9 protein-coding genes and 1 rRNA gene are annotated in these 11,120 nt (G+C 28.9%); 7 read left to right on the top strand and 3 right to left on the bottom strand.

Translation table 11 applies throughout. The features are described 5' to 3' along the window. Window positions 1-16 precede the first annotated feature (16 nt). Window positions 17-133 (top strand): 5S ribosomal RNA (gene rrf, locus ACRC28_RS07740). A 23-nt stretch (window positions 134-156) separates the two neighbouring features. On the opposite strand, the gene ACRC28_RS07735 is transcribed toward rrf, so the two are convergent. Continuing rightward, the gene (locus ACRC28_RS07735; protein ID WP_438542879.1) at window positions 157-540 is read right to left on the bottom strand and encodes a hypothetical protein; all 384 of its coding nucleotides are present in this window, start codon (window positions 538-540) and stop codon (window positions 157-159) included. Between the two features lie 245 nt (window positions 541-785). Between ACRC28_RS07735 and ACRC28_RS07730 the strand changes: the two genes are divergently transcribed. Both ACRC28_RS07730 and ACRC28_RS07725 read left to right on the top strand, forming a co-directional pair. Continuing rightward, the gene (locus tag ACRC28_RS07730) at window positions 786-1,541 is read left to right on the top strand and encodes a YdcF family protein (RefSeq protein ID WP_438542878.1); all 756 of its coding nucleotides are present in this window, start codon (window positions 786-788) and stop codon (window positions 1,539-1,541) included. Window positions 1,542-1,595: 54 nt separating this feature from the next. Next, window positions 1,596-1,874, top strand: coding sequence for a DUF1653 domain-containing protein (locus tag ACRC28_RS07725; protein ID WP_438542877.1), 279 nt, complete (start codon window positions 1,596-1,598; stop codon window positions 1,872-1,874). Between the two features lie 115 nt (window positions 1,875-1,989). Here the strand turns inward: ACRC28_RS07725 and ACRC28_RS07720 are convergent, their stop codons facing one another. Continuing rightward, window positions 1,990-2,385 carry an RrF2 family transcriptional regulator gene (locus ACRC28_RS07720; protein ID WP_438542876.1) on the bottom strand — a complete coding sequence of 132 codons (396 nt, stop codon included), beginning with the start codon at window positions 2,383-2,385 and terminating at the stop codon, window positions 1,990-1,992. Window positions 2,386-2,644: 259 nt separating this feature from the next. On the opposite strand from ACRC28_RS07720, the gene ACRC28_RS07715 reads away from it, so the two are divergent. After that, complete coding sequence (locus ACRC28_RS07715; protein ID WP_438542875.1) at window positions 2,645-3,079, top strand: globin domain-containing protein; 435 nt, start codon at window positions 2,645-2,647, stop codon at window positions 3,077-3,079. A gap of 132 nt (window positions 3,080-3,211) precedes the next feature. Here the strand turns inward: ACRC28_RS07715 and ACRC28_RS07710 are convergent, their stop codons facing one another. Further along, the gene (locus ACRC28_RS07710; protein ID WP_438542874.1) at window positions 3,212-3,955 is read right to left on the bottom strand and encodes an MBL fold metallo-hydrolase; all 744 of its coding nucleotides are present in this window, start codon (window positions 3,953-3,955) and stop codon (window positions 3,212-3,214) included. A gap of 109 nt (window positions 3,956-4,064) precedes the next feature. On the opposite strand from ACRC28_RS07710, the gene ACRC28_RS07705 reads away from it, so the two are divergent. From ACRC28_RS07705 to ACRC28_RS07695, 3 genes are all read left to right on the top strand, one after another. Continuing rightward, window positions 4,065-4,193: a hypothetical protein gene (locus ACRC28_RS07705; RefSeq protein ID WP_438542873.1), complete on the top strand. Its 129-nt coding sequence runs from the start codon at window positions 4,065-4,067 to the stop codon at window positions 4,191-4,193. Between the two features lie 156 nt (window positions 4,194-4,349). Then, window positions 4,350-5,996 (top strand): hydroxylamine reductase, encoded by a 1,647-nt coding sequence (gene hcp / locus ACRC28_RS07700; protein ID WP_438542872.1) that lies wholly within the window; start codon window positions 4,350-4,352, stop codon window positions 5,994-5,996. A 180-nt stretch (window positions 5,997-6,176) separates the two neighbouring features. Further along, window positions 6,177-11,120: SpaA isopeptide-forming pilin-related protein (locus ACRC28_RS07695; RefSeq protein WP_438542871.1), on the top strand; the 4,944-nt coding region annotated here is incomplete at its 3' end.

Below are 11,120 nucleotides of genomic sequence, written 5' to 3'. Positions count from 1 at the left end.
GAGAACAATCTGAATATTTGGTGATGATGGCATAGAGGGTACACTCCTTCCCATTCCGAACAGGAAAGTTAAGCTCTATAACGCCGATGGTACTGCACGGGAGACTGTGTGGGAGAGTAGGAAGTTGCCAAGTGAAAACGAAGAAAAAGCTAGTAGTTAAACTACTAGCTTTTTTTGTTCTCTCTTATAAATTGGTTTTAGTCCACCTAAAAGAATTTTGCAATTAGGTATACGAAGAATTTTTGCATATAAAAATACAATTGGACTGCGAAGTCTTCCACGTGAGCAAGCAATTATAATTGGCTTTTGTTTATTATTTGAAATTTTTAAAAGCTGCTCCCTGAAGTAGGATTTATTTTTTAGTAAGGAATTTATTATAATAAAAAGTGCACAAGGATAAAAACATTTTATCTTTTTATGTTGTATTTCATTTATTATTGGAAGGTTGTATTTAAAAAGATGCATTTGATTGAATTCAGATTTACTTCTAACATCAATAGTTTCTTCATTAGTGATATTATCATATTTAATAAAAATCATAATAAACCTCTGAAAGCTCTTTTATATTAGATATATTATTAAAATCTAAATATTGTGTGAGAAATAAAATTTTTTTGGTAATTAAATTTTAATAAACTAGTTCTAAATAAAGATTTAATAGCAAAGCTATATTTAAAATGTTAAAATTAGGTATAATAGCTTTTGAATGAAGAAAAATTTATTTCAAGAGGTGCTAAGGTACATAAATTTAAAGGTTAGATAGAGAGAAAAAAGGGGAGAAAATTATGAGATATGTATGGGGAGCTTTAGGGGGATTAGCTACAGGGTATTTTTTATTGGCTAATGGACTTGGTGGACGAATTTATTTTAGTGAGGTCTTTTTAATTATTGGGGTAATTTCATTATTGGTATGTTTTAAATATAATTATATTTTGAATATTCCACTTGTAAAAAGATATTTTAAAATGATAAAAGTAGTAATGTGTATTGGTGTGGCAATATTTATTTTAGTAGAAGGTGCTATATTAATTTATCCTAAGAAAAGCTTGGAGAAGGCTGATTTAGTTATAGTACTTGGAGCAGGATTAAAAGGTACTGTTCCAAGCCTAACTTTAAAACATAGGTTAGATGCTACAATAGAATATCTTAATAATACAGGATATGAGGGGAAAATTGTAGTTAGTGGAGGGCAAGGTCCAGGGGAAGATATTACTGAGGCTGAAGCCATGAAAACATATTTAGTTCAAAATGGAGTTAATCCTGATAGAATAATTAAGGAAGATAAGTCTACAAGTACATCTGAAAATTTAGAGTATTCTAAAGAAGTAATAGAAAAGGAATTAAATGAGGATGTTAGAGCGAATTTTAATACTACAATTATAACAACAGATTTTCATGCTATGAGAAGTAATATGTTAGCTAAAAGAAAGGATTATTCTAATATTAATTTATATACAAGTAGTACTGAGTGGTATTTAATACCTAACATGTATTTAAGAGAATTTTTTGCTTTTACTAAATCAGTAATATTTGATAGATAAGATAAATTATTATATTATAGAATAAACAAATAGATAAAGAAATGGAGAATAAGAATGGAAAGAAATTTTGAAGACCTTAAAGGAAAAGTAGTAAAGCATTTTAAAGGGAAATTATATTTAGTAGTTGATTTAGTGTTGCATAGTGAAACACAATCAGAAATGGTTTTATATAAGGCACTTTATGGGGATTTTAGATTATTTGTAAGACCTAAAGAAATGTTTTTAAGCCAAGTTGATAAGGATAAGTATCCAGAAGTAAAACAAAAATATAGATTTGACTTATTAACTGAAGGGGATATGGAGAATATAAAAACTATATTAATAGAAAAATAAATTAGAAATGCAAAAAGCTAACTTATCGTAAGTTAGCTTTTTTACATTTAAATAGAATTGAACAAACATATGAATAGAAAAGGGAGAGTGTAGGTAGATTAAGTAACATTGTATTCTATAGTGCGTCAGCTAAAGTGTATTTTTTAAACTCATTAAAGAAATTGATTTTAGCTGTATTGACGATAGATTTTAATTTACAGTTATTACAGAAATATGGGCAGGAATCTGGATTTTTAAAACATTCTACTATATTTGTGTTGTCTTCTGTAATTTCTATTACATCACCTAAATTGATTTTTTCTGGTGGCAAACCTAATTTTATTCCTCCATTACGTCCTTTTATAGAAGTTATAAAATCTGTCTTGGCAAGTTTGTTTATTATTTTCTTTAAATGATGTTCTGATATATCTAAGTTTTTAGCCATTTCTTCAATATTGCAAAGTTTATCTTTGTTTATGGCTAAATACATTAAAGCTCTAAATGAATAATCACTAAATTTTGATAATTGCATGATATATTTTTAGTTGCCTATAAGCTTAAGAGCAACTATCTCCTTTATATATATTTTTATTTAATTATAAGGTTTATTGTTTATTGTTACTAGTGTAAGTAATATATATATCTATTATAAATGAAATTTGTTAAAAAAGTATGGAAAAATTTTAAAGTGCATTTAACTTGCACATTTAAAAATTGTATAGTATATTGAATATAGAAAATAAATACTAAAAGAAAATAAATATTATATAGATAAATTAGGAGATGTTATTATGTTAGATCAAAAGACAAGAGAAATAGTAAAAAGTACAGTACCAGTTTTAAAGGAGCATGGAGTTGCCATTACAACTGAGTTTTATAATGATATGTTCCAAAGATACCCACAAGTTAAAGAGATGTTCGATATGGGAAAACAAAAATCAGGAGCACAACCAAAGGCTTTAGCTATGACAGTTTTAGCAGCTGCACAAAATATTGATGATTTATCAGTTTTAGCACCAGCTGTTGAAAAAATTGGACATGTTCACGTAGATGCAAAGGTTAAAGCAGAGCATTACCCAATCGTTGGAGAATGTTTATTAAGAGCTATAAAAACTGTTTTAGGTGATGGAGCTACTGATGAAGTTATTGAAGCTTGGGGAAAAGCTTATGAAGAAATTGCAAGAGTATTCATAGGGGTAGAAAAGGATATGTACGCAGGAAAATAAGCATTATTAAATGAGTGATAATGGTTTTAAAATAGTAAATATGCTTAAAAAATAGACTTAGTAAAAGTGATTTTTACTAAGTCTATTTTACTATAAAAGTAGATTAAACAAGGTATTAATCTACAGAAGTAATTATTTGCTTTTAAAAAGTTTAAGAATTGATTCATTTACATCATGAGTATATAAACCACCATGATAACAAACTATCATTTCAATATCGTATGTAGTTAATTTTTCTAATGAAGCTTTAATAAGATTATTATCAAAATTCATAGTTTCACTACCAAGTGCTAAATTACTATCTTCTATAAAGAATAAATCACCAGCGATTAAAAGTTTGCTTTCTTTAAAGTAAAAACATGTATGACCTATAGTGTGACCAGGAGTTTCTACAACCTCTATCCCATCTATATAAGGAAGAATTTCTTTATCAGTAAGGATAGAGTCTATATTTACTTTAGTGTGAGCAAATCCTTTTTTAAACATATGATATCTTTCCATCATAGACTGGTCTAAATGTTCTAAATTAGCTTCAAGCTTTGCAAGTTTATGAGGCGTTTTAGTACCATCTATAAAAGGAACTTCTTCTTTACTTGCTAAGATTTTTAAATCTTTATTTTTAGATTTAGAGATTATAGCCTTTGCATTGCCAACATGGTCTATATCGTGATGTGTTAAAAGAATAATATCTAAATCATCTATAGTTAGATCTATTTCTTTTAAAGCATCCTCAAATATAGAAAGTTGATTTGGAAATCCTGTATCAATTAAAATATTTGCTTTTTCTGATTTTACTACAACAGGGTGAAGTAACATAGTCCTATCACCTAGAGTAGCTTTAATATTTAGCATGTAAATATTATCTGTAATTTTCAAAATAATCATCTCCTTATAAGTTACTATACTATAATTTAAGCGGTGTAAATATTATTTTTTATTGAACATAAAATAGTGAAAATTTTAAATTTAATAATTGTAAAATTAAGTGAAAAAGGTGTTAGGAATATTTGCATCAGATTCAATTAAAGTTGGAAGTGGTGGTGGATTTTTAGGAAGGCCCGCTGTAGAGACTGCTTATTGTAAAGAATGCAACAAAATGATTATAAATTTATAGTTTTAAGAATCTCTAATATTTTAAGTAATGTTAGAGATTTTTTGATATTAATATTAATTGTACCATATGTTACAGAGTGTTTGTTGAATAGAGGGTATACTGAGTACATAAGTTAAAGAAAAAACGAAGAGTTTTATATAAATGGAGGAATTTGAAATGAGTATGTTTTGTTTTCAATGTCAAGAAACAGCAGGGTGCAAAGGGTGTACTGTAAGAGGAGTTTGTGGAAAAACTGAGGATGTTGCTAAAATACAAGATTTATTAGTATTTGTAACTAAAGGACTAGCTACTGTAGCAGTTGAAGGAAGAAAAGTCGGTGTAACTAGTAAAATAGTGGATAAGTACATAACTGAAAATTTATTTATAACAATAACTAATGCAAACTTTGATTTTAAAGCTATTGAAGCTAGAGTTAAAGAAACTTTATCTTTAAGAGAAGAATTAAAAGAAGAAGTTAGTGCAAATGGTGGAAATCCAGTTGGAGAAGATTTAAAAGGTTGTGCAACTTGGATTGGAGAAACTTCAGAAGATTTCTTAAATAAAGCAGCAGAGGTTGGAGTTTTATCAACTGAAAATGAAGATATAAGAAGCTTAAGAGAGCTTGTAGTTTATGGATTAAAAGGTATGTCAGCATATATGAAGCATGCTATGAACTTAGGCTTTGATGATGATAATATACATGCTTTTATGGCAGAAGCTTTAGTTAAAACTTTAGATGATAGATTAAGTGGAGATGAATTAACAGCATTAGCTTTAGAAGCTGGTAAGTTTGGTGTTGATGGAATGGCACTTTTAGATAAAGCTAATACTGAAAGTTATGGACATCCTGAAATAACTACAGTTGATATTGGAGTTAGAAAAAATCCAGGAATCTTAATTTCAGGACATGATTTAAGAGATTTAGAAATGTTACTTGAGCAAACTAAGGGAACTGGAGTAGATGTTTATACTCATGGTGAAATGCTTGCAGGACAATATTACCCAGCATTTAAAAAGTATGAAAACTTTGCAGGTAACTATGGAAATGCTTGGTGGTTACAAGATAAAGAGTTTACTACATTTAATGGACCAATCTTAATGACTACAAACTGTATTACACCTGTAAAAGATGCTTATAGAGATAGAATCTTTACTACTGGAGCAGTTGGATATGAAGGATGTACTCATATTGAAGTTAAAGAAGATGGAACTAAAGATTTCTCAGAAATTATTGAGTTAGCTAAAAAATGTGAAGCTCCAACTGAAATAGAAAAAGGGGAAATTGTTGGTGGATTTGCGCATAATCAAGTTTTAGCATTAGCTGATAAAGTTGTAGATGCAGTTAAAACTGGAGCAATAAAAAGATTCTTTGTAATGGCTGGATGTGACGGAAGAGCTAAATCAAGAGATTACTATAAAGAATTTGCAGAAAAGTTACCACAAGATACTGTTATATTAACAGCTGGATGTGCTAAATATAAATATAACAAATTAAATCTTGGAGATATCGGTGGAATTCCAAGAGTATTAGATGCAGGACAATGTAATGACTCTTATTCATTAGTTGTAATAGCATTAAAATTACAAGAAGTATTTGGATTAGATGATGTTAATGAATTACCAATATCATATAACATAGCATGGTATGAGCAAAAAGCTGTAATAGTATTATTATCATTATTACACTTAGGAGTTAAAAACATTCATTTAGGACCAACACTTCCAGCATTCCTTTCACCAAATGTGGCTAAAGTTTTAGTTGAAAACTTTGGAATAGCAGGAATGGGAACTGTTGAAGATGATATGAAATTATTCTTACAATAGAATATAAGATAAATATAGAGAGCGCTACATAAAATATAATTTTATGTAGCGCTTTTATTTTTAAGTGAAATTTGATTAGTTATTTTTAAAAAAACTAAAAGATATATATTAAGAAATGTTAAATATTACCGAAAATTAAATAATGGCTTGGGGAGGCTATTAAAATATATGGGGGAAAAAATGAAGGGTATATTTAAACAAAAAAACAAAAAGTGTCTTGCTATTTTTATTCTAATTTTAATGATAGTAGATATATTGCCTACTGTTTTAGTAAGTGCAAAACAAAAAGAAGAGGTTAATTTAGGAACAATACAGCATTATAATGGAATATTTTTTGGAAATCAGAAAAATGGGTTAAAAGATTATAATGAATGTACATTAGGAAATTTTGATAAAAGTCATACACATGATGAACATTGTACCAAGGGTGCTGAAACTGAAGGTGCAGCAGCAATAAAGGGAGATATTATCACAAATAAGCATATGCAATTAGGTTTTGCGGAGCATCCAGGAGGACCTGTTGTTGGTGAATATGATCCTGATACAGGAAATCCATTACTGCTATTAGGGGGAGAATATATTCCAAATGGTAGTGAAAAAATAAAGCCATATTCTAACTATATTGTTCATAAAAAAGGTGCTACAAGTGCTGAATTACTTAAGAATCTACAGTTAGAAGATGTGGGTGCAGGAGAAACAGTTCAAACAAAAAGTGTAGAAAGTGAAAAAATAAATGCCAAGTTTAATGAGTTTTTAATGGAAACTAATAAATTAATGGCTATTGGAGAATCATTAGATAAAGCAGAGAAAATCAATATTCAACAAAAGGATGAAAATAAAATATTTGATTTAACCATAAAGGATGTAAATAGCAATAATGTTATAGATCAAGGAGCGAATGGGCGAAATTGGAGCATAAAGAAAAGCAAATTAAATGAAAAAGTCTTAATATCTGAAGGGCTTAATGGTAGTGATATCTTATTTAAAGATATATATTTACCAACAGAAGTTAATGATGCAGAATTAATCGTTATGTATTCAGACGCAAAGACAGTAAAATTCAATTCGTCAGGATGGTTAATTGATAATAAAATTATAGAGATTAGTGGAGCAACGCCAAATGGAGATTTAGTTAAGAAGCTAGCACCTAAGATTGTATGGGTACTACCAAATGCAGAAAATGTCTATATTGCAGGTTGTGGTGTAGTTGGAAGTGTTATAGCACCTAAAGCTAATATAAAAGGAAAAGGTGGAAGTATAAATGGACAAGTAATTGCAAATGATATACTTCAACTTAATGGATTTGAGCTTCATAATTTTCACTTTATATGGGACAAAGTATTAGTGACATTAAAGGGAAAGGTTCAATTTACAAAAGTAGGTGAAGAGAACAAACCTTTAGAGGGAGTAAGATTTGGATTATATAAAGAAGATGGAACAAAAATTAAGGAATGTGTAACAGATAACACTGGTAAAGTGATGGTTGATGATTTAGATCCAGGAAATTATTATTTTCAAGAAATAGAAGGTAAGCCTGGATATACAGTATCAAATAAGAAGCATGAATTTACCATAAAGGTTGGACAAACTGAAGTTTTAGATTTAGGGAATATTAAGAATATCCTTAATGAAGTAAAATTAACTAAAGTAGATGCTAACAATGTAAATTTAGAAGGTGCAGAGTTTACCTTATATGAAAAATTGCCATCAGGTGATAAAGGAAAAGAAATAAAAAAGGTTACCACAGGTAAAGATGGAGTAGTGAGCTTTAAAGGATTATCACAAGGTGAATATATTATATTAGAAACAAAAGCACCAGAAGGATATAAGTTATCTACAGAAAAAATATTTGTAACAGTAAATCATAAGGGTGAAGTTACAATTGAAGGAAATAAAACTGAAGTAGTAAATGAGAAGTTGCTTGGAAATTTAGAGTTTAAGAAATTATTAGAAGGAACAGATGCTCCACTAGAAAATATGAAATTTGGATTGTATCTAAATAAAGATGTGGGAAATACACCTATAATAGTTACATCAGATTCTAATGGAAATGTAAGCTTTAAGGATATTCCAGAAGGAACACATTTAATTAGAGAATTAGAGGTTCCAGATATTTATGATACACCAAATGATATTATTTTTTCTGTTGATAAAAATGGTAATGTAAAGATTGAGAGCGGTTTAAAGAATGGTACTTTCTATAATAAAAAGAAAGAGATTAAAGGAAGTATATCCTTTAAAAAGGTTGGAGATAATGCTCTTAATGTAGGACTTCAAGGAGCGGAATTTGGAATATTCTATAGTGGAAATAATACAGAGATTCCAGATGTAAAAGTAATTTCAGGAGCTGATGGAAGCTTTGGATTTACAGATATGCCAAAAGGAATTCATGTAATAAAAGAATTATCTGTACCAAATGAATATGAAGATATTAAAGCTAAGATAATCGTAGAAGTTTTAGATGATGGAAAGGTTAAAATAATATCTGGAGCAATAGTAGAAGATAATGAAAATAAAGTAGTTAATTATAAAAAGCCTTTTTCAAATGGAAATATAAAATTTAAAAAGGTAGATTCAGATAATAAAGTATTGAGTGGTGCAAAGTTTGGAGTATTCTATCAAGGAAATAATACGAGTACACCAAATCAAATCTCTGTAAGTTCAGAAATAGGAGAAGTTAAATTTAACAAAATGCCACTTGGAACACATAAAATAAAAGAGATAGAAGCTCCAAAGGGATATGAGTTAAATAAAAATGTTTTAGTATTTACAGTAAGTAAACCAATAAGTCCATCTACAGAAGGTGAGATTGTAGATATAAAATATGGAGAAGAGGGAAAAGAACAACCGATTAATGATTTTCCTAATTTTTCAATCAAAAATGAAAAGATTTTAAGAGAATATAGTTTTACTAAAGTCGGTGAAGTGAGTGGAGAATCCCCAAAACCATTAGAAGGAATAAAATTTAGCCTTACTCTAGAAACTGGTGAAAAGATAGAACTAATTTCTGATAAATCAGGAGTTGTAAGCACAGGAAAAATACTTCCTGTAGGAACTCATAAAATAAAAGAAATAGAAACTGTTGATGGATATGTAATTTCAAGCTTTGAAATAGAAGTTGTGGTAGATGATAATGGAAATGTAACATCAAATCTATCAAAAAATGAACTTGAAAATAAATTAGTACGATTAAAAAATAGTATTAAGTTTAAAAAGGTAGATGAAAATAACAATATATTAACTACAGCAGAATTTAAGGTAACAGATAAAGATGGAAAAGTTGTAATAGATAAACTTACATCAGATAAAAATGGAGTAATAGAAATAAAAGATTTATTACCAGGTGTTTATAAAATAAAAGAAACAAGAGCGCCAATTGGATATGAGTTAAATGAAGCAGAAAGAATATTTATAGTAAAAGCTGATGGAACAGTTGATAAAGAGGAATTAGATAAAATAACTGCAGACTTTAAAAATGTAAAAAACTCTGTTAAATTCACTAAAAAAGATGAAGAAAATAAAAATGTTTTAAGTGGTGCTATATTTGAATTATATAAAGCTGGTGAAAGCACTCCAATAAAATCATATACAACTGGTAGTGATGGAACAGTAATATTTGATGGATTAGCACCAGGAGAATATGAAATCAAAGAAGTAAAGGCACCAGAAGGATATGAATTAAGTAATGAAGTGATTAAAGTAACTGTTGATGAAAATGGAAAAGTTACAACAACACATGGAGTGGATATTTATAACAAAGCTATCTATGGTTCAATAGAATTTACAAAAGTAGATTTAAATGGGCATGAATTAGATGGAGCAGAGTTTACTCTAAGAAAAAATGGAACTAATGAAGTTAAAAAAGCTAGTGGAGTTTTATTAAAATTTGAAAAATTAAAGCCAGGGAATTATACAATAGAAGAAACAAAAGTTCCTGTAGGTTATGAAAAAATGAAAAATATCACATTCACAATAAATGCAAAAGGTGAAACTGTAGATGTTGTAGGATTAACTAAAAGGGAAAGTAGATTTTTAGCAAAAAATAGAGACTTAGTTTATAGAGTTAGTTTTAAAAAGGTAGACGATAAAGATAAAAACTTAAAGGGTGCAGAGTTTGGACTTTATAAGGATAAGGAATTAATTCAAAAAAGTATATCAGATGCAAATGGTAATGTTAATTTTGAAGGAGTATTACCGGGAGATTATATAATAAAAGAAACAAGAGCTCCTGAAGGATATGAATTAAGCAAAAAAGAATTTAAATTAACTGTAGGAAAAGACGGTAGTATATTCTTTGATAATGCGACAGAATTAACAGTTAAAAATGAATTGAAATTATTAAATTCTCCAATATCATTTAGAAAGGTAAATGAAGATGGAGTTGGAATTGGTATAGCGAAGTTTAGACTAAGTAAAGAGGAAGAAGGTAAATATAATGAGTTCAAGATTCTTCAAAGTAGTCTAAATGGAGATGTTACAGTAGAAAATATACCATTTGGAAAGTATATGATTGAAGAGGTTGAAGCACCAACAGGATATGAATTAAGTTCAGAAAAGAGATACTTTGAAGTAAATAAAGACGGTAGTGTAAGTGATGAACATCTAAAAATAGTTGGAGCTAACTTTGAAAATAAAAAGACACCAATAGTACCAGAACCGACACCGATTGGAAAAGTAAGCTTTATAAAAGTGGACAAAGAAGATGGTAAGGTCCTTGAGGGAGCAGAATTTAAGCTTTATAAAGAAGGTGTAAGTGAAGCTATAAAAACTATAAAATCAGACAAAGACGGGAAAGTAGAATTTGCCGATTTAGAAGAAGGAAAATATTCAATAGAAGAAAAGGTAGCACCGAATGGTTACGAAGTTAGCAAAACAAAAGTAACCTTTGAAATAAATAAAAAAGGTGAAACTGTAAATCTAGAAGGACTTGTAAAAGGTAAATTTGAAAATAAAAAAACACCAGTGATACCGGAACCAGCACCACTTGGAAAAGTAAGCTTTATAAAAGTGGACAAAGAAGATGGTAAGGTCCTTGAGGGAGCAGAGTTTAAGCTTTATAAAGAAGGTGTAAGTGAAGCTATAAAAACTGTAAAATCAGACAAAGAAGGAAAAGTAGAATTTACC

The sequence above is a fragment of the Clostridium sp. genome, assembly GCF_051650885.1.
GTDB lineage: Bacteria > Bacillota > Clostridia > Clostridiales > Clostridiaceae > Clostridium.
The sequence above is the reverse complement of the archived record's forward strand: the minus strand, read 5'-3'. Positions and strand labels throughout refer to the sequence as shown.